The following is a 17900-nucleotide window of genomic DNA, read 5'->3' as shown; positions in this document are numbered from 1 at the left end:
CGTAGACGATCGCTTGACCTGGATCAATGACCATTCGGCGGACTTGCGACGACACTGGCCTTTACGATTCCATCGAGAGACCCGTCATGTCCCTAGCTCAACAACCCGTCCACATCGTGCTTGGCGAGCCGTCGCTCGACGCATCCCATCACGATTTGTTTGCCGCACTGGCGCGCCTGCCCGCGCTGCCGTCGCCGGACTTCTCAAGCGCCTTCAACGAATGCGTCCGCGCGATCGAACGCGACTTTCGCGCGGAAGAAATGCTGATGGAGGAGTTCGGTCTGCCGATGCCGCCGGTGCACCTCGAACAGCATGCGCGCATGCTGGCTGGCCTGCATCACGCCGCCGCCGCGCTGGACGACGGTGACGCGCGACCGGCCCGTTATGCGGTCGCATTGCTGGGCGACTGGCTGCCGGTCCACATCGGCACGATGGACAAGGCCCTCGCCGACGCCGTGTGCAAGGTGCGAGCGGACATGCAGCGCGCGCGGCGCTGACACGTCGGATTCGAGCAGGGTGCAGCGTTACTTCTTCGCTGCCTTACGGCGCGCGGCGACCAAGCCCAGGAGGCCCATGCCGACGATCGCAAGCGATGCCGGCTCCGGCACTTCGGACGTCACCTGGAACTGTGCACCTTGCGAGTGCAGTGCCCAGCCCGGATAGCCGATCGTAGACGAGCGCACTTGCATTTCCACGTTCGGGGCCGACGACCAATCGATGCCCGCCAGCGCGGCATTCAAGCTGGCCAGGTGGTCGTTCGAGACCGAATACGCCTGGAACGTCGCACCACGGGCGCCGCCGGCGAAGAAGTCGCTCCACAGGCTGTGACCATTGTCCATCAGGGTAATGTACAGCCTGTTGCCATAGAAATCATTGCCACCCCATCCCTGATCATAGGTCGTCGACGAACCGGACAGGGAATCGATACGGCTGGTGCTCGGCGCGAGCGAAACCCCCAAGAGTTCGTCGTTATGCCAGCCGCTCCAGGAATCGTAATTGACCGGGCCAGCGGACTGGGTGACCGGCGTTGCCATTGCCGTGCCGGTGAAGGCAGCGAAGACTGCGACTGCGGAGACGACTTTGCTCAGTTTGGACATGAAGAACCCCTATCGAAAGTATTGTACTTTCCTATAAGCACATATCATGCCTACCGTAAATTATCATTTCCAATCAACAACGTAAGTTTCCGTAGTAGCCATATCTTCCGCTACCTGTAAAGTTTTCCGACACCGCTTCGCGCCCTTCGGAGCACGTGCAGCTCAAACTGGCGAGTTGGCATCTCCAAGATTGATTGCGCTGAAACGCGGACCTTCAACCAGTTGAGTCTCGGCAGTTCTACAATCGTCGCCTGCGGATTGCCCTGCAGTGCGCTGCGTGCAGCCAGACTACTTGCCCCGAGTTTCTATTCGTGAGGGCCACGGGCAACCGTGTGGGGCGGCTTTTTAACAGGTCGCGCTCCTCTTCCAGACGACGGATCTGGGCACGCGAGCGCAGGATCTCGCTTTGGCCTCGACCAGCTCGGCGTTTTGCTTCTCGTCCTTGGTCGGCACGACCGCTTTAACCCACATGCCGCTTCTACTTTAAATTCCGGCATATAGCGCCGTGTACTCATTCATTCCTCCTCTGCTCGAATCATCGGCCAGGAATGTCTACCGGAGCGAGGGGAAGTCCAATTCACGATTACGAAGATTGAGTAATTATTGACAGAACACACATTTCCGTGAGATGTTGTCAAATAAATACAATAAAAATAGGCACTCGCCATACAACTCTGGGGAATGAGATGATCCAACTTTACAAAAATTCCGCAGCGGTGACTGCGGTCGTTCTGGCTCTCACGGGATGCGCAACGCCAATGACGGACTGGCGCAAGACCTACAACCGATATCCGCAGACCGGACGAATAACAAATAGTTCTGGGGTAGGCGCGCAGCGAGGCGACGACAAGAATGACGGTTCATCTACCGGCCATGCCACGAACGCGCGGCTGAATAAGGCAAGCAATGGCGGCGGAGATGCCTCGACAGACCAATGGTCCGAGTCGACCGTGGAGCCTCTGCCTGTCGAGCCGAGGGACCCCGGAAGGTCAATGGATGACGCCATTCTCTACTTGAAAACGGCAAGAGTTGCGTACCAGAAGGCAATTTCCGACCAAGCCAGCACCGAAGCCAATATGTCGCAAGGTTTGCTGGTCGGAACGGGCGCACTACTCGCAGCCGCCGGACTGAGGGCACATGCGGACACCTTCGTCGCGGGAGGCGCGGCCCTGTCGACGAGCTATGCCATGGGTGCAGCTGGGATGCCTCGTACACGCATACTTGCCTATATGGCCGGTGTCGATGCACTCAATTGCGCTGAAGCAAGCGTCGCGCCGATCCGTACCTTCCAACCGGCCGCGCTCAAGGATGCCAACGAGAAGTTGCGTACTGCTGCGGGCAAGCTTAAATCAGTGCTAGAGGGCGCCGATAAAGAAAAAAATCTGCCCAAGGATTTTATAGGGGCCAGCCAGTCGGCTGAAGAGACGTTAAAGGCGGCTAATGGAATGGTTGCCAGTACCGACGACTTTCTAGCCAAAACGCAAGCAGCAGCTTATTTGCTCGCCAATCAAGTCGATAAAGTGGATGCGGCGGTGACACGTTCAATCGTCAATGGAATGCCTAACTTGGCCGATATAAAAATCCTCTCAGGCGCTATCGGGAGCGACATCACTGGAATCGTCGGCAAGGCGGCCAACGACGCGAACAGTTCAAAGCAGGCCGATGGCGGAGCGCCGGGAAGCGACAAATCGCGGAGCCACCAGTCGGAAAAAGCAGCAGAAATAAGGGGGCAACAGGACGCGGTCATCGATGCCATGCAGAGCGTTCGCACACAACTCCCCGTAAACGCAAGTAATATAAACATGCAGGCCATGACTGACTGCGGCCTGCCATCCATTCCGGCGCCGTTAATGACAGACACCACGATCGCCACGTTTTTCACGAAAACGGCGATGACGAAATCCATTGAGATCCGAGGAGGCACCAAGGAATATGTGGCCGACGTCAAACAATTGCCCGTGGGGTTAACTGTCAAGCAACCTGGCCCCACGGGGACTACGCTCGAACTCGTCGCCACCGACGAGCTTGCCGACGTAGGAACCTACAACCTGCACATCCATGACCAGACCCAAGGCGGGAACGGTGTTGTTGTGCGAATTACGGTCGCCCAGCACCCCGAAAACGGAACAAATGGCTCTGCCTCGGCAGTGCGCGCTCGCACGGCTGAGAAACGGAAGCGCAAATAGATGGCTTGGGTGCCATTTCGCGCCATGATTTGTGGATTCCACCTGAGCATCCATTCGAAGCAGCGAGCAAGCGCACCGTGCCGATGTCGGATGGTGCCGGGAGCGAGACTCCAGCTTGCTGATGCGCGGAGCGAACCCGCTCTACGTTGCGACGCAGCTTGGGCACGTGGACACTACGCTCGACTTCCGGACGTACGGATGTTGGATCGCTGCAGGCCTGAACGACGACAAGCGGCAACGCCTGCTTCGCCCGTACTCGAGAACCAACGTAGCCGCCGCGAATGAATTTCCGCGGTTTGGCTGGAACGTCGAATCTCTGCATTAGGAACGGCCGCGATCGGCCGGCGCAAACGAAAAAAGCCAGCTTATCGCTGGCTTTTTTTGTTCCGACTCCCCAAATTCCCCAAGTTGTTTTGCCCAACTCGCTGATGGAACCCAAGTCCTTGAATCGAAACCTGAAATTCTGGTGGGCGGTGCAAGTTTCGAACTTGCGACCCCAGCAGTGTGAATGCTGTGCTCTACCCCTGAGCTAACCGCCCTACTATCTACTATCGACTGCTTTGCTGCGATTGCGTCGCTGCAATGACGAGCATTATAGGGGGAGTTTTGCGTTTTGTCACCCCTGCGGAGAATATTTTCTCCAAACACATTCTCCCTTCACACCCTTGTCGAGCGCGGCCAGCATGCTCTCGTGCTCGGCGAGTTCGTCGGCGCTGGGCGGCAGGACGAGAATGTCGCCCAGCGGACCGGCTTCCAGCACGAGGCCGCCGCCGCTCGCTTCGATCTCGACGTCCATCGACAGCGTGTTCTGGCCGCGCGTCATCGCCAGGTAGACGTCGGCCAGCAGTTCCGAGTCCAGCAACGCGCCGTGCAGCTTGCGGTGCGCGTTCGAGATGCCGTAGCGGTCGCACAACGCGTCCAGCGAGTTGCGTTTGCCGGGGTGCAGTTCCTTCGCGTGCACGAGGGTGTCGATGACGCCGGCGCAGTGTTCGACGAACGGCGGCAGGCCCAGGCGCTCGAATTCGTGGTTCAGGAACGCGAGGTCGAACGGCGCGTTGTGGATGATGACCTCGGCGCCCTGCACGAATTCGCGCAGTTCCTCGGCGATCTCGTGGAACTTGGGTTTGTCGCTGAGGAACTCGGTCGTCAGGCCGTGGACCGCCAGTGCCGCCTCGTCCGAGTCGCGCTCGGGATTGATGTAGCGGTGGAAGTTATTGCCGGTCAGCTTGCGGTTGAAGATTTCGACGCAGCCGACCTCGATGACGCGGTCGCCGGTGCGCGGATTCAGGCCTGTGGTTTCGGTGTCGAGGACGATTTGGCGCATGCGGAGCAGATTCGAAAAAGCGTTGGAATGGACCGGTCAGTATAGCAAAATCAGCGCTTGACCGATGCCGCGCCCAGGTTCGCCAGCGCGTCCGCCCGCTCGTTGCCGGGATGGCCGTTGTGGCCGCGCACCCAGCGCCATTCGACGGCGTGCTGCTGCTGGGCGGCGTCCAGCGCCTTCCACAGGTCGTCGTTCTTGACGGGTTCCTTCGTCGACGTCTTCCAGCCGCGCGCCTTCCAGCCGTGGATCCATTCCGAGATCCCCTTTTGCACGTACTGGCTGTCCGTGTGCAGCACGACCTGGCACGGGCGGTTGAGGACGGTGAGCGCCTCGATCACGGCGCGCAGTTCCATCCGGTTGTTGGTCGTGTTCGGCTCACCGCCGAAGATCTCCTTTTCATGGCCGCCATCGGCCACGAGCAGCGCGCCCCAGCCGCCGGTGCCCGGGTTTCCCTTGCAGGCGCCGTCGGTATAAATCTCAACTTTGGTCATGCCGCGTGTTCTTCCTTGTACGTGTTACTTGTGATGTTCGTTGCGGTTCGTGGCCGGCACCGCCTGCGGCGCCTTGGCCGCCTTCTTGTTCCAGGCCGGACCGATGATGTGCATGCCCTTCACGCGCTTGATCGCGTGCACGATGTACACGGCGCCGAGGTAAGGCCACCAGCGCCGCCCCGCCCCTTCGACGAAGGCGAAGCGGTTCAGCCACTGCGCGGTCCGGAACGGCGGCGCGTAACAGCCGAAATGGCTGCGCGTGACGCCGAGATTCAACAATTTTAACCAGTCTTTCAGGCGGGGCATAGAGATGAACTCGCCGGCGGCCGGCAGGTAGTCGTTGCTCATCATGCGCCCCATGCCCTGGCGCACGCCCCACAGGCTGGCCGGATTGAAGCCGCAGATGATCACCTGCCCTTCCGGAATCAGTACGCGCTCCACCTCGCGCAGCACCTGGTGCGGCTCGGCCGCGAATTCGAGCACGTGGGGCAGCACGACGAGGTCCAGGCTCTGCGACGCGAACGGCAAGTCGGCGAAGTCGAGCGCCACCGCGATCTGCTTGCCCGTCGCGGCATAGGCCAGCTCGTCCGCCGTCGACGTGCGCGTGGCCGCCTGCCACTTGTTCGGCATGCGGTTCGCGGCCAGCGCGTCGATCTGCGGCACGCCGATCTGGATGGCGTTGAAGCCGAAGATATCGACCGTCAACTCGTCCAGGCACGCTTGTTCCCAGGCGCGCACGTACCCGCCCGCCGGCGATTGCAGCCAGCGGTCGAGCGCTATAATGGATTTTTCGGATGCCGCGCTGTCCATGCCCAACCTTTTCCCCTACCCATATGACTCCCGCGCCCACTGAACCGACCGTCCTGACCGTGCCCGCGTTCAAGGATAATTACCTGTGGCTCATCCATGACGGCGTCCATGCGGCAGCGGTCGACCCGGGTGACGCCGAACCGATCCTCGCGGCCCTGCAGGCGCACGGCCTCACCCTGACCGCCATTCTACTCACCCATCACCATGCTGACCACATCGGCGGCGTAATGCGCTTGCTGGAGCACAGCAACGTGCCCGTGTTCGGCCCCCGCAACGACGGCATCGCGACGGTCGGCCATCCGCTGGGCGAAGGCGATCGCGTCAAGGTGCCGGGCCTGGCCCTCGAGCTCGCCGTACTGGACGTTCCCGGCCACACGAAGGGCCATATCGCATACGTGCGCCAGGACCCGGGCGCGCACTGGCTGTTCTGTGGCGACACCCTGTTCGGCGCCGGCTGCGGCCGCCTGTTCGAAGGGACGCCCGCGCAGATGGCCGCGTCGCTCGCCAAGCTGGCCGCCCTCCCCGACGATACGCTCGTCTATTGCGCCCACGAATATACGCTGTCCAACCTGCGCTTCGCCGAAGCGCTGGAACCGGACAACCGGGCGCTGCAGATGCGCGTCGCCAACGACAGCCAGCTGCGCGGCACGCACCTGCCGACGATCCCGTCCACCATCGCCATCGAAAAAGCGACGAACCCCTTCCTGCGCACGCGCGAGCCCGCCATCGTCGCCAGCCTGGCGGCGGCCGGCCGCCTGCCGTCCGGCGCGGACCCGGTGGCCGTGTTCGCCGCGCTGCGCGAATGGAAGAACGTGTTCTGAGCCCGCGCAGACGCCGGGCGTGAAGCAGGCATTGGCCGCTGCGACGGCGCAAGCTGCGGGAGATGGCGTGTTCGGCGTGCCGACGTTCCGGGTGGACGGCGACGACGAATTGTTCTGGGGGGCGGATCGGGTCGATGCCTTGCTCCGGCGCTTGCGGGGCAACGGGATCGATTAAGCGGTGTTGCAGGAGTTTCTCGCACGGGCGCCGTTGGCGTAGCGCCGGCGTTGACGACGCAGCCGCCAGGGACAGGCGGCCGCGTCGGCGTTACGGTCAGATTTCTTCGTACAGCGGCAGCGTCAGGAACTCGGCGAAGTCTTCCGACGTCGACATCTGTTCGAAGATCTGCGCGGCGCGGTCATAGGTCGGGCTGTCGCCGTTCGGTGCGGCCGCCTTCGCGTTGGCCAGCTCCTGCGGGATCATCGCGCGCACCATCTCGGCCGTGACCTTGCGGCCGTCGTCCAGCACGCCCTTCGGCGAGCGGATCCATTGCCACACCTGCGAGCGGCTGATTTCCGCCGTCGCCGCGTCTTCCATCAGGTTGTGGATCGGCACGCAGCCGTTGCCGGCCAGCCAGGCGCCCAGGTAGTGGATGCCGACGTTGATGTTGTAGCGCAGGCCCGCTTCCGTGATCGGCGTTTCCGGGCGGAAGTCCAGCAAGTCCTTGGCCGTCACGTCGACGTCCGGACGCTGCTTGTCGATCTGGTTCGGACGATCGCCCAGCACCTTCTTGAACTCCGTCATCGCCAGGTCGACGAGGCCCGGGTGCGCGACCCAGCCGCCGTCATAGCCGTCGGTGGCGTCGCGCGCCTTGTCGGTGCGCACGCCGGCCATCGCGACTTCGTTCTTCTCCGGATCGTTCTTGATCGGGATCAGCGCGGACATGCCGCCGATCGCCGGCGCGCCGCGCTTGTGGCAGGTCTTGAGCAGCAGCAGCGCGTAGGCACGCATGAATGGCGCCGTCATCGTGACTTTCGGACGGTCGGCCAGGCAGAAGTCCTTGTCCAGCTTGAACTTCTTGATGCACGAGAAGATGTAGTCCCAGCGGCCCGCGTTCAGGCCGGCGCTGTGCTCGCGCAATTCGTAGAGGATCTCGTCCATCTCGAACGCGGCGACGATGGTTTCGATCAGCACGGTCGCCTTGATCGTGCCTTGCGGCAGGCCCAGTTCGTTCTGGGTCATGACGAAGATGTCGTTCCACAGGCGCGCTTCCAGATGCGATTCCATTTTCGGCAGATAGAAGTACGGACCGGCGCCGCGGGCCAGTTGTTCCTTGGCGTTGTGGACCATGAACAGCGCGAAGTCGAAGATGCCGCCCGAGATGCGCTTGCCGTCGACGAGCACGTGCTTCTCGTCCAGGTGCCAGCCGCGCGGACGCACGACCAGGGTCGCGACCTTGTCGTTCAGCTTGTACTGCTTGCCGTTCTGTTCCAGCGAAATCGTCTTGCGCACGGCGTCGCGCATATTGAGCTGGCCCGTGATCTGGTTATCCCAGTTCGGCGTGTTCGAATCCTCGAAGTCGGTCATATAGCTGTCCGCGCCCGAGTTCAGCGCATTGATGACCATCTTGCGCTCGACCGGGCCCGTGATTTCCACGCGGCGGCATTCCAGCGCCTGCGGGATCGGGGCGATCTTCCAGTCGCCGTTGCGGATGTGCGCCGTTTCCGGCAAAAAGTCGGGACGCTCGCCGGCGTCCAGGCGCTTGGCGCGCTCGACGCGGGCGGCCAGCAGCTGCTGGCGGCGCGGTTCGAATTCGCGGCTCAGTTTCGCTACCAGCGCAAGCGCTTCCGGCGTCAGGATCTGTTCGTAGCCGGGCTTGATCTCGGCCCGGATTTCCATTCCGGCTGGGGTGGCGATGGTCATTGCTTTCTCCTGTTCTAGTATGAAATTCGGCTTGGCGGGCAGGCTTAGTCACAAGCTGCCTTGGCGTTTGATATTGCTTCAAGTATATTCACTATTAATCGCCTAAACGAGACAAAAAATACATTCATTTGTGCGTTTTTGTCACAGATGACGATCAGAATCGAGGATTTCCTTTGGACCATTTCCGTCAGATATCGACCTTCGTCGAAGTCATCGCCCGCGGCAGCCTGTCGGCCGCGGCACGTGCCGAAGGCATCGCGCCCGCGATGATCGGACGCCGTCTGGACGCGCTCGAGGCGCGCCTGGGCGTCAAGCTGTTACAGCGTACCACGCGCAAGCTGGCGCTGACGGACGAAGGTGCGGCGTTCCTTGAGGATTGCCAGCGCATTCTCGCCGAGCTGGAGGAAGCGGAAGCGGCCGTGTCCGAACGGAGCGCCCGGGCGACGGGGCACCTCGTCGTCTCGGCGCCGGCCGGTTTCGGGCGCCAGCACGTGGCCCCGCTCGTGCCATCCTTCCTCGCCGAACATCGCGAGGTGAGCGTCAACCTGAACCTGTCCGACCGCGTCGTCGACGTCATCGGCGAAGGCGTCGACATCGCGATCCGCATCGCCAGCCTGAGCGATTCGAACCTCGTCGGCGTGAAACTGGCCGACAACCACCGCGTCGTCGTCGCCACGCCCGGCTACCTGAAGCGCCACGGCACGCCGCAGACGCTCGATGACCTGGGCAAGCACAATTGCCTGGCGATCAGCAGCCAGGGCAGCCAGCGGGGCTGGACGTTCCGCGACCACGGCAAGATCGTCACGATGAAAGTGGGCGGCAATATGGTGTGCAACGACGGCGCCGTGCTGCACGACTGGGCGATGGCCGGGCGCGGCCTCGCGTGGCGGTCGATGTGGGAAGTGAGTTCGGAAATCGAAGCGGGCCTATTGGTGCCCGTGCTGGAGCAGTTTGCGGCGCCCGGCAGCGATATCTATGCCGTGTTCGCGCAGCGCCGTCACCTGCCGCTGCGCATCCGCGTATTCGTGGATTTCCTGCGCCACGCGTATTCCCAGGCGGATTACTGGCGCAACAGTGCGGGCAAGCCCCGCGAAATATGACGGGACGATGACCGTCCCGGCGAAATGTCGAGTTAACGCGACAGAAAACGGGAGGACGGGAAACGCACGGGGCAAAAAAAAATCCCCGGAAATTCCGAGGATTTTTTATCAGACACTCAGCGGATTACAGCGGCTGGATGTTCGATGCTTGTTTGCCTTTCGGACCAGAGGTCACGTCGAAAGAAACGCGCTGGTTCTCTTGCAGCGACTTGAAGCCTTGAGTTTGGATCGCCGAGAAGTGCGCGAACAGGTCTTCGCCGCCTTCGTCCGGGGTGATGAACCCGAAGCCTTTGGAGTCATTGAACCATTTTACGATGCCAGTTGCCATTACAATTTCCTATTTCAGTTGAAGTGGACCGAAGTCCGTTTACGATCGTTTGAAGAAGCAAGAAACAAATGACAGACTAACTGCACTGCTACCGCGAATCCAACGATCCCTAATTATACCGAATAAACCCGCATGTACACGGTTTTCGCAAAATAAAACCGGGAGCCGTGACAATTCCTATCGTCAAGCTTTTACCGATCCCGTTTGCGTCGGCAGTACGCAAAATATAGGGCATGGAAGCAGATAAAGTTTGTCCTAAATCAAACGATTTCGGGACAGGTGCTTTGTTGTAGCGCTAAACGGCCGCGTCATCGTTGGGATAAGCGGCTTTCGGGTCAGCCGTACCCCAGGCAACGAACACATCCAGCTCGGACATCCAGGCCTCCCACTCCTGCGGAGCGACGCGATCGAACGTCATCAGCACGCGCAGGCGCTGTTCCAGCATGCGCGCCTGTTGCCCGAGGACACGGAAACCGAAGGTGGCGGACGAGCCGGCCAGCGTATGCAGCACCGCGTGCATCTGCTCGATCAACGCCAGCGGCGGTTGGTGCGTGTCGAATGCGTTGCGCGCCGCCGACAGGCGTCCCAGCGTCTGCGGAAGGCTCGCCGCGAATTTATCGTTCAGTTGCGCCAGGCGCGCGAAGAACTCCGGATCCGCGCTCGTGCTCATTTGGTGCCGAAGATGCGGTCGCCGGCATCGCCCAGGCCCGGCACGATGTACGCGTGGTCGTTCAGCTTGTCGTCGAGCGAGGCGACGTACAGCTTCACGTTCGGGTGGGCCTTGTGGAACACCTCGACGCCTTCGGGCGCCGCCACGAGGGCCAGGAACAGGATCTGGTCGTCCGTCACGCCGCGTTTCTTGAGCACGTCGACGGCGTACACGGCCGAGTTGCCCGTCGCGACCATCGGATCGCACAGGATGAACGTGCGCTCGGTCGTGTCCGGCAGGCGCACGAGGTATTCGACGGGCAGGTGCGTCTCCGGATCGCGGAACACGCCGATGTGGCCGACCCGGGCCGACGGCACCAGTTCCAGCAGGCCGTCGCTCATCCCGACGCCCGCGCGCAGGATCGGCACGATGGCCAGCTTCTTGCCCGCGATGACGGGCGCGGCTATGGTCATCAACGGGGTGTCGATCGTGCGCGTCGTCAGCGGCAGGTCGCGCGTGATCTCGTAACCCATCAGCAGCGTGATCTCCCTCAACAGCTCGCGGAACGTGCGCGTGGACGTGCCGCGGTCGCGCATATGCGACAGCTTATGCTGGATCAGGGGATGGTTCAGGATGAACAGGTTCGGGAAGCGCGGATTGGTTTGCATTGTTGAGAATCAATACTAAAGCCGACACTTGTGGCAGCGGCATGGTTTTAGGTAAATGGCGAACATTATCCCAGCCACGGGTCCGTTTGTCCCGTCCTTTGTCGAAGTTTTATCGTCCCTCATTCGACGAGCGCGCGGGCGAGGATCGCGGCGCAGTCGACGCCGTCCGGCAGCCGGCCGAACGCGCCGCCGACGTCCACCGCGATGCGCGACGCGACGAACGCGTCGGCCACCGCCGGGGGCGCATGGCGCAGCAGCAGGCCGGCCTGCACCGCCACGACGAGATGCTCGGCGAGGCGGCGCGCGCCGAACTCGTCGGCCGCGAGCGTGCCCAGGCCGTCGAGCAGGCGCGCGCAACAGGCGTCGAAGCGCTCGTCGCGGCCGGCCGCCAGCGCCAGTTCCGCGGCCAGGGCGTCGCGCGTTTCCGGTCCCTTGGCGAACGCGCGCAGCACGTCCAGGCACATCACGTTGCCGGAGCCTTCCCAGATCGAGTTGACGGGGAATTCGCGGTACAGGCGCGCCAGCGGGCCGTCCTCGACATAGCCGTTGCCGCCCATCACTTCCATCGCCTCCGCGCCGAACGCGGGCCCGCGCTTGCACAGCCAGTACTTGCCGGCCGGCGTCAGGATGCGGCCCAGCATGACTTCGCCCGGATCGACGGCGCCGTCTGCCCCCACGTCGAAGCAGCGCGCGAGGCGCAGCGCGAACGCGGTCGCCGCCTCCGATTCGAGCGCCAGGTCCGCCAGCACGTTCTGCATCAGGGGTTGTTCCGCCAGGCGGCGGCCGAAGGCGCTGCGCGCGCGCGCGTGGTGCAGCGCATGGCACAGGGCGGCGCGCATGATGCCGGCCGAGCCCGTGACGCAGTCCAGCCGCGTGTGGCTGCCCATTTCGAGGATGGTCGGGATGCCCCGCCCTTCCTTGCCGATCAGCCAGCCGAAGGCGTCGCAGAACTCGACCTCGGACGACGCGTTCGACTTGTTCCCCAGCTTGTTTTTCAAGCGCTGCACGCGGATCGCGTTGCGGGTGCCGTCCGGCAGGTAGCGCGGCACGAAAAAGCACGACAAGCCGGTGCCGCCGCCCTCGTCGGTCTGGGCCAGCACGAGGTGGGCGTCGGACTGCGGCGCCGAAAAGAACCACTTGTGGCCGACGAGGCTCCACGCGTCTTTCCAGTCCACGCCGAAACGCTCCTGCGCCACGGACGGGTTCATGCGCGTGGCGCGCGTCGTGTTGGCGCGCACGTCCGTGCCGCCCTGCTTTTCCGTCATGCCCATGCCGATCAGGGCGCCCCGTTTCTGCTCGACGGGCAGCGAACGGGGATCGTAGGCGCGCGCGAGGATTTTCGGCAGCCAGTGCGCCGCAATGCCGGGATGCTGGCGCAGCGCCGGCACGGCGGCATACGTCATCGTCACCGGGCATTGCGAGCCGTTCTCGACCTGGCCGAACATCAGGTAGGCGGCCGCGCGCGCGACCTGGGCGCCGGGCCGGGCCGCCTCCCACGGCAGCGAATGGGCGCCGTTCTCGATCAGCAAGCGCATCAATTCATGCCACGCGGGATGGAACTCGACCTCGTCCACGCGATGGCCGCCGCGGTCGAAATTCACGAGACGCGGCGGGAACTCGTTGGCCAGCCGGCCCAGGTCGAGCACGCCGGCGCGGCCCAGTTCCGCGCCCAGCCGCTCCAGGTCGGCGGCCGCCCAGCCCGCGCCCTCGCGGACCAGTCCTTCCCGCAGCGCGGGATCGCAATCGAACAGGTTGACGTCACCGAACGGCGGCGCCTGGTTGAAAACCTCGTGGGTATCGAATCGGTTCATGGCGACCTCCTCCAGATTGACCAGATGGGCGCGATCGTGGCCCGTACAGTGGGTTGTTGCAGCCGAGCATCATACGAGCGGCGCAAAAGTTTCCTCTTTGCACTATATCGGCGACAATAATCCCTCAAGCCGCAGTTCCGCGTTATCGGTTAGGCAACAAGGCTAGCGTAAAGCTTCTTGCCCGGCAAGCGCGACCCGCGTCGTGCCGGAACTGCGACGTATCAAGCACGGGTGGAAAGATGCGAGGCATTGTCCTTTTTAGTGCTCGTTGGCATCTTTAGGTGATACATTGCTTGTTGATTTGGTACACTCGAGCATTACCCCAGGCAGATCCTGCCAAGAATAGAAAGCAGATATTTCGACAATGCGCGCCAGTTCACCCGCAGCAACGAACGATCCGCGCCATGCGGCCCCGGCGGCGAGTCCGGATGCCTACATGGAAGCGGTGGGCGACGTCGCGTTCCGCCTCGATCCCGCCGGCCTGATCCGGCATGCCAGCCAGCGCGCCCAGCGCGCGTTCGGCACCCAGGCGCTCGCCGGCACCGTGTTGACGACCCTCGCCGTCGACGCCGACCAGGCCGCCCTGCGCAATGCCCTCGTCGATGCCGGCACGGCCAGCGAGCCCGTGCTCGTCGAAGTGCGCCTGCACTGCGGCGGCAAGGACGTCTGGTACGAACTGCGGCTCGCCGTCCTCCCGGGCGGACATGAATTGCTGGCCGTCGGCCGCGACATGTCGGCCCAGCGCGCCACCGAACAACGCCTGCGCCACATGGCCACGCACGACGCGCTGACCGAGCTTCCGAACCGCCTGCTGCTGTCCGACCGCATCCGCATGGTGATCGCCAACGCGCGCCGCTCGGGCCAGGGCTTCTGCATCGCCACCATCGGCCTGGACGGCTTCAAGAAGGTCAACGACGGCCTCGGCCACCCGGTCGGCGACGCCGTGCTGCGCCAGGCCGCGAGCCGCCTGCGCAAGACGCTGCGCGACAGCGATACCCTGGCCCGGGTCGGCGGCGACGAATTCGTCGCGGTCCTGCCGGGCACCTTCACGCCGGACCAGATCAAGCTGGTCAGCGGGCGCCTGCTGGCCGCGCTGCAGTCGCCGTTCGAATTCGACGGCCATACCGTGTACCTGGGCGCGTCCGTCGGCGTGTCGATCTATCCCGACCACGCCGAGGACGAGATCCGGTTGGTCGCCCTGGCCGACGCCGCCATGGGCCGCGCCAAGGAAACGGGTAAAGGTCGCACGGTCGTCTACAGCGTGCGCGAAAGCGGACCGCCGCAGCACGACATCTCGCTCGAGGCCGCGATGTTCCACGCCGTGCGCGAAGGCGAGTTCCTGCTGTACTACCAGCCGATCGTCTCCAGCCGCACGCGGCAAATCGAAGGCTTCGAAACGCTGATGCGCTGGAAGCACCCGACGCTCGGCATGGTGCCGCCGGTGCGCTTCATTCCGATCGCCGAGACGAATGGCCTCATCAACCTGCTGGGCGCCTGGGCCCTCAAGGCGGCGCTCGTGCAACTGCGCCAGTTCGAGGAAGTGGCCAAGCGCGACCTGTACATCTCCGTCAACATCAGCCCGCGCCAGTTCCGCAACGACCGCTTCCTGAGCGTGCTGGACGACGCCCTCGGCTTTTCCGGCACGCCGGGCGACAAGCTGGTGCTCGAGATCACCGAAGGCACGCTGATGATCGACCCGGTCCACGCGGAATCCATCCTGACCAAGATGGCCGAACGCAGCGCGCGCATCGCGATCGACGACTTCGGCACCGGCTATTCGAGCCTCGCCTACCTGAAACGATTCCCGATCTCGGTGCTCAAGATCGACCGCGCCTTCATCAAGGACCTGCCCGCCTCGGCCAAGGACGCGGCGATCTGCAACGCCGTGCTCGACCTGGCCAAGCACCTCGACCTGTCCGTCGTGGCCGAAGGCGTCGAGACCGAAGAACAACTGACCTACGTCGAGTCGCGCGGATGCGACTACGTCCAGGGCTACCTGACCGGAAAACCGATGCCGGCCCACGTCGCCATGGCCGCGCTCAAGGAAAACCTGTACACGGAACTGCTGCCGGACGAACTACGGGCGGGCCTCACATGAACCACACTGCTACCATCGAACGATCGCCGAAAGCCGACAAGACCCTCGCCCTGCTGTGGGAGCGGATCCGCCGGCGCGGCGACATGCCCGGCTTCACCAAGGCCATCAACGCCATCCTCGCCACCATGCGCGGCGAGGACGAGCGCGACTTTTCCATGACGCAGACGGTGCTGTCCGATCCCGTGCTCACGCAAAAGGTGCTGCGCCTCGCGAACAGCGGCATGTACTCGGCGTTCGGGCAGCGCGTCAACACCGTGTCGAAGGCGATCCTCGTGCTGGGCACGGAAGCCATCGGCCACCTGGCGCTGGGCCTGAAGCTCATCGAGGAGCTGTCCAAGTCCACGCCGGATTCGCTGCAGGCCCACATCGAGATGGAAAAGGCCGTGCTGGCCGGAATGGTGGCGCACCAGGTGGCCAGCGAAGCGGCCACGCGCGACCCGGAAGAAGCCGTCGTGTGCTCGATCCTGCATTCGCTGGGCCGGATGATGGTCACGTTCTACCTGCCCGAGCACTGGACCTTGATGCAGCAGGCCGCGGGCGCGGGCGACATCGATGCCGTGGCCATCGCCCACCTGGGCCTGTCGCTCGAGCAGATCGGGCGCGCGACGGCCGAGCACTGGGGCCTGCCGCGCAACCTGATCGCCGGCATGCGCCGCGTGCAACCGGGCGAGCGCGCCGCCGATTTCGGCCACGACGACTGGCTCGCCGCGCTCGGCACCATGTCGTCCCAGTGCGCCGACAGCCTGTGGAACGGCGACGAAGCGGGCACCGAACAAGTCAAGATGCTGGCGGCCGACTTCGCGCCGCTGATCGGCATCGAGCCGGCCAACATCGTGGGCGCCATCGAAAAGGCGAAGGTCGAGGCGGCCGCGGACCTGTCGATCGCGCCGCTCGCGAATCCGCCGGAAAAGCGCGCCCGCGCCGCCGCCGTCACGCGCCTGCGCGAAGCCGGCAACAAGATCCTCATGAACGGCGTGGCCGACATGCGCGACGCCGCCGGCACCGCCACGCCGGGCCAGATGGTGTCGATGGCGATCGAGACCGCCTACCACGGCCTGTCGTTCACGCGCGCCTTCGGCTTCCTGCGCAACCGCCGCGACGGCCGCTACACGGCCAAGATCGGCCTGGGCGACAACGCCAAGACGCTCGTGCCCAAGCTCGCCTTCGACGACGCCTACGAGCCGAACGTGTTCTTCGCCGCCCTCGGCAGCGACCGCGTGATCTTCATCGAGAACGCGCGCGATCCGAAATTCTCGAGCAAGCTGCCGGGTTGGTGGAAGGGCGCGCTGCTCGAGGCGCGCTGTTTCGTGATCATCCCGCTGTGCACGCACGGCGAGCCGGTCGGCTTCATCTACGGCGATTGGGACGACCGCTTCCCGTCGGTCTATCTGAGCCAGACGGAATTCTCGCTGCTGAACGAGCTGCGCGGGCTCGTGGTGAAGAGCGTCGAGCGCCGGCAACCGCTGGAAGCGGTGGCGAGCCGGGCCTGAAAGCTTGACGTCGTTCCCGCGCGGGCGGGGAACGACGCCCATTCGGTATTAACGCAGGCGCGGCGTGGCCACGTGCACGTCGCCGCACTGGGCCCGGTGCATCAGTGCGTGATCGATCAGCACCAGCGCCAGCATCGCCTCCGCGATCGGCGTCGCGCGGATGCCCACGCACGGGTCGTGGCGGCCGAACGTCTCCACCATCACGGGGTTGCCCTGCTTGTCGATCGACCGGCGCGGCGTGCGGATCGACGACGTGGGTTTGATGGCGATGGACACCGTGATGTCCTGGCCCGTCGAAATCCCGCCCAGCACGCCACCGGCGTGATTACCGACGAAGCCTTGCGGGGTCAGTTCGTCGCCATGCTCGGAACCCTTCTGCACGACCGCATGGAAACCGGCGCCGATCTCCACGCCCTTGACGGCGTTGATGCCCATCATGGCATAGGCGATGTCGGCGTCGAGCTTGTCGTAGATCGGCTGGCCGAGACCTACCGGGACATTTTTCGCGACCACGTCGATGCGGGCGCCGATCGAATCGCCGGCGCGGCGCAGTTCGTCCATCGCCGTCTCCATGCGCGCGATCAGCGCGGCGTCCGAAGTTGCGGCAAAGAATGGATTGTCGTGGACGTGCTTGAAATCCTGGAACGGCACGACGATGTCGCCCAGCTGGCTCATGCAACCCATGAATTCGGTGCCGAACGTTTCACGCATCCATTTCTTGGCGACGGCGCCGGCGCCCACGACAGGTGCGGTCAGGCGCGCGGACGAGCGGCCGCCGCCGCGCGGGTCGCGCACGCCGTATTTGTGCCAGTACGTATAGTCCGCGTGCCCCGGGCGGAACGTGTCGGCGATGTTGCCGTAGTCCTTGCTGCGCTGGTCCGTGTTCTCGATCAGCAACGCGATCGGCGTTCCCGTCGTCACCCCCTCGTAGACGCCGGACAGGATTTTCACCTGGTCGGCTTCCTGGCGCTGGGTCACGTGGCGCGACGTGCCCGGCTTGCGGCGGTCCAGCTCCGGCTGGATGTCGGCCTCGGACAGCGCCAGCCCCGGCGGACAGCCATCGATCACGCAGCCGATCGCGGGACCGTGCGACTCGCCGAAAGTGGTTACGGAAAACAGCTTGCCAAAAGTGTTGCCGGACATGGAATCTCGTTGGGTTGTGCGAA

The 17900-nt window shown here is 63.8% G+C and carries 17 protein-coding genes and 1 tRNA gene; 7 read left to right on the top strand and 11 right to left on the bottom strand.

Annotated elements, in window-relative coordinates; all coding sequences use genetic code 11:
- The first annotated feature begins 86 nt into the window (after nucleotides 1–86).
- Nucleotides 87–497: a bacteriohemerythrin gene (locus tag ISF28_RS01360; RefSeq protein WP_198115344.1), complete on the top strand. Its 411-nt coding sequence runs from the start codon at nucleotides 87–89 to the stop codon at nucleotides 495–497.
- A 27-nt stretch (nucleotides 498–524) separates the two neighbouring features.
- On the opposite strand, the gene ISF28_RS01355 is transcribed toward ISF28_RS01360, so the two are convergent.
- Nucleotides 525–1097 (bottom strand): PEP-CTERM sorting domain-containing protein, encoded by a 573-nt coding sequence (locus tag ISF28_RS01355; protein WP_198115343.1) that lies wholly within the window; start codon nucleotides 1095–1097, stop codon nucleotides 525–527.
- Nucleotides 1098–2089: 992 nt separating this feature from the next.
- Between ISF28_RS01355 and ISF28_RS01350 the strand changes: the two genes are divergently transcribed.
- Complete coding sequence (locus ISF28_RS01350; protein WP_198115342.1) at nucleotides 2090–3283, top strand: hypothetical protein; 1194 nt, start codon at nucleotides 2090–2092, stop codon at nucleotides 3281–3283.
- Nucleotides 3284–3747: 464 nt separating this feature from the next.
- Here the strand turns inward: ISF28_RS01350 and ISF28_RS01345 are convergent.
- From ISF28_RS01345 to ISF28_RS01330, 4 genes are all read right to left on the bottom strand, one after another.
- Nucleotides 3748–3822 (bottom strand) — tRNA-Val (locus ISF28_RS01345).
- 77 nt (nucleotides 3823–3899) lie between these two features.
- Nucleotides 3900–4607, bottom strand: coding sequence for a DNA polymerase III subunit epsilon (dnaQ, locus tag ISF28_RS01340; RefSeq protein WP_198115341.1), 708 nt, complete (start codon nucleotides 4605–4607; stop codon nucleotides 3900–3902).
- Between the two features lie 50 nt (nucleotides 4608–4657).
- The gene (gene rnhA / locus ISF28_RS01335) at nucleotides 4658–5098 is read right to left on the bottom strand and encodes a ribonuclease HI (RefSeq protein WP_198115340.1); all 441 of its coding nucleotides are present in this window, start codon (nucleotides 5096–5098) and stop codon (nucleotides 4658–4660) included.
- 24 nt (nucleotides 5099–5122) lie between these two features.
- Nucleotides 5123–5908: a class I SAM-dependent methyltransferase gene (locus ISF28_RS01330; RefSeq protein WP_198115339.1), complete on the bottom strand. Its 786-nt coding sequence runs from the start codon at nucleotides 5906–5908 to the stop codon at nucleotides 5123–5125.
- 23 nt (nucleotides 5909–5931) lie between these two features.
- Here ISF28_RS01330 and gloB point away from each other — a divergent pair, with 23 nt between their 5' ends.
- Together gloB and ISF28_RS01320 are read left to right on the top strand one after the other, a co-directional pair.
- Nucleotides 5932–6729, top strand: coding sequence for a hydroxyacylglutathione hydrolase (gloB, locus tag ISF28_RS01325; protein ID WP_198115338.1), 798 nt, complete (start codon nucleotides 5932–5934; stop codon nucleotides 6727–6729).
- Nucleotides 6730–6748: 19 nt separating this feature from the next.
- Nucleotides 6749–6904 (top strand): DsbA family protein, encoded by a 156-nt coding sequence (locus ISF28_RS01320; RefSeq protein WP_198115337.1) that lies wholly within the window; start codon nucleotides 6749–6751, stop codon nucleotides 6902–6904.
- A gap of 96 nt (nucleotides 6905–7000) precedes the next feature.
- On the opposite strand, the gene aceB is transcribed toward ISF28_RS01320, so the two are convergent.
- Nucleotides 7001–8590: a malate synthase A gene (aceB, locus tag ISF28_RS01315; protein ID WP_198115336.1), complete on the bottom strand. Its 1590-nt coding sequence runs from the start codon at nucleotides 8588–8590 to the stop codon at nucleotides 7001–7003.
- 173 nt (nucleotides 8591–8763) lie between these two features.
- Here aceB and ISF28_RS01310 point away from each other — a divergent pair, with 173 nt between their 5' ends.
- A complete protein-coding gene (locus tag ISF28_RS01310; protein ID WP_198115335.1) occupies nucleotides 8764–9690 on the top strand; it encodes a LysR family transcriptional regulator in 927 nt (308 codons plus the stop codon).
- A 124-nt stretch (nucleotides 9691–9814) separates the two neighbouring features.
- On the opposite strand, the gene ISF28_RS01305 is transcribed toward ISF28_RS01310, so the two are convergent.
- The 4 genes from ISF28_RS01305 to ISF28_RS01290 form a co-directional block, all read right to left on the bottom strand.
- Complete coding sequence (locus ISF28_RS01305) at nucleotides 9815–10018, bottom strand: cold-shock protein (RefSeq protein ID WP_036231758.1); 204 nt, start codon at nucleotides 10016–10018, stop codon at nucleotides 9815–9817.
- A 295-nt stretch (nucleotides 10019–10313) separates the two neighbouring features.
- The gene (locus ISF28_RS01300) at nucleotides 10314–10688 is read right to left on the bottom strand and encodes an Hpt domain-containing protein (protein ID WP_198115334.1); all 375 of its coding nucleotides are present in this window, start codon (nucleotides 10686–10688) and stop codon (nucleotides 10314–10316) included.
- Entirely contained in the window at nucleotides 10685–11335 is a 651-nt protein-coding gene (gene upp / locus ISF28_RS01295; RefSeq protein WP_198115333.1) for a uracil phosphoribosyltransferase, read from the bottom strand. Before upp ends, ISF28_RS01300 begins: the two co-directional genes overlap by 4 nt.
- A 119-nt stretch (nucleotides 11336–11454) precedes the next feature.
- Nucleotides 11455–13146 (bottom strand): isovaleryl-CoA dehydrogenase, encoded by a 1692-nt coding sequence (locus ISF28_RS01290; RefSeq protein WP_198115332.1) that lies wholly within the window; start codon nucleotides 13144–13146, stop codon nucleotides 11455–11457.
- 364 nt (nucleotides 13147–13510) lie between these two features.
- Between ISF28_RS01290 and ISF28_RS01285 the strand changes: the two genes are divergently transcribed.
- Nucleotides 13511–15244, top strand: a complete 1734-nt coding sequence (locus ISF28_RS01285) for a putative bifunctional diguanylate cyclase/phosphodiesterase (protein WP_370663366.1) — start codon at nucleotides 13511–13513, stop codon at nucleotides 15242–15244.
- On the top strand, nucleotides 15241–16734 hold the full coding sequence (locus tag ISF28_RS01280; RefSeq protein ID WP_229518797.1) for an HDOD domain-containing protein: 1494 nt from the start codon (nucleotides 15241–15243) through the stop codon (nucleotides 16732–16734). The genes ISF28_RS01285 and ISF28_RS01280 overlap by 4 nt, the downstream gene beginning before the upstream one ends.
- Nucleotides 16735–16782: 48 nt before the next feature.
- Here the strand turns inward: ISF28_RS01280 and aroC are convergent, their stop codons facing one another.
- Nucleotides 16783–17877, bottom strand: a complete 1095-nt coding sequence (gene aroC, locus ISF28_RS01275; RefSeq protein ID WP_198115331.1) for a chorismate synthase — start codon at nucleotides 17875–17877, stop codon at nucleotides 16783–16785.
- Nucleotides 17878–17900: the final 23 nt, after the last annotated feature.

The sequence above is a fragment of the Massilia rhizosphaerae genome (assembly GCF_016093545.1).
Classification (GTDB): domain Bacteria; phylum Pseudomonadota; class Gammaproteobacteria; order Burkholderiales; family Burkholderiaceae_D; genus Telluria; species Telluria rhizosphaerae.
Note: the sequence above shows the minus strand (reverse complement) of the source record. Positions and strands in the feature narration are given on the sequence as shown.

What these genes read in the sequence shown, in the direction of transcription:
- ISF28_RS01350 (WP_198115342.1), top strand. Translation starts at nt 2,090, where the DNA reads ATGGATGACGCCATTCTCTACTTGAAAACGGCAAGAGTTGCGTACCAG.
- aroC (WP_198115331.1), bottom strand. Translation starts at nt 17,877, where the DNA reads ATGTCCGGCAACACTTTTGGCAAGCTGTTTTCCGTAACCACTTTCGGC.
- gloB (WP_198115338.1), top strand. Translation starts at nt 5,932, where the DNA reads ATGACTCCCGCGCCCACTGAACCGACCGTCCTGACCGTGCCCGCGTTC.
- ISF28_RS01305 (WP_036231758.1), bottom strand. Translation starts at nt 10,018, where the DNA reads ATGGCAACTGGCATCGTAAAATGGTTCAATGACTCCAAAGGCTTCGGG.
- ISF28_RS01355 (WP_198115343.1), bottom strand. Translation starts at nt 1,097, where the DNA reads ATGTCCAAACTGAGCAAAGTCGTCTCCGCAGTCGCAGTCTTCGCTGCC.
- ISF28_RS01300 (WP_198115334.1), bottom strand. Translation starts at nt 10,688, where the DNA reads ATGAGCACGAGCGCGGATCCGGAGTTCTTCGCGCGCCTGGCGCAACTG.
- ISF28_RS01280 (WP_229518797.1), top strand. Translation starts at nt 15,241, where the DNA reads ATGAACCACACTGCTACCATCGAACGATCGCCGAAAGCCGACAAGACC.
- aceB (WP_198115336.1), bottom strand. Translation starts at nt 8,590, where the DNA reads ATGACCATCGCCACCCCAGCCGGAATGGAAATCCGGGCCGAGATCAAG.
- rnhA (WP_198115340.1), bottom strand. Translation starts at nt 5,098, where the DNA reads ATGACCAAAGTTGAGATTTATACCGACGGCGCCTGCAAGGGAAACCCG.
- ISF28_RS01285 (WP_370663366.1), top strand. Translation starts at nt 13,511, where the DNA reads ATGCGCGCCAGTTCACCCGCAGCAACGAACGATCCGCGCCATGCGGCC.
- ISF28_RS01360 (WP_198115344.1), top strand. Translation starts at nt 87, where the DNA reads ATGTCCCTAGCTCAACAACCCGTCCACATCGTGCTTGGCGAGCCGTCG.
- ISF28_RS01330 (WP_198115339.1), bottom strand. Translation starts at nt 5,908, where the DNA reads ATGGACAGCGCGGCATCCGAAAAATCCATTATAGCGCTCGACCGCTGG.
- dnaQ (WP_198115341.1), bottom strand. Translation starts at nt 4,607, where the DNA reads ATGCGCCAAATCGTCCTCGACACCGAAACCACAGGCCTGAATCCGCGC.
- ISF28_RS01290 (WP_198115332.1), bottom strand. Translation starts at nt 13,146, where the DNA reads ATGAACCGATTCGATACCCACGAGGTTTTCAACCAGGCGCCGCCGTTC.
- upp (WP_198115333.1), bottom strand. Translation starts at nt 11,335, where the DNA reads ATGCAAACCAATCCGCGCTTCCCGAACCTGTTCATCCTGAACCATCCC.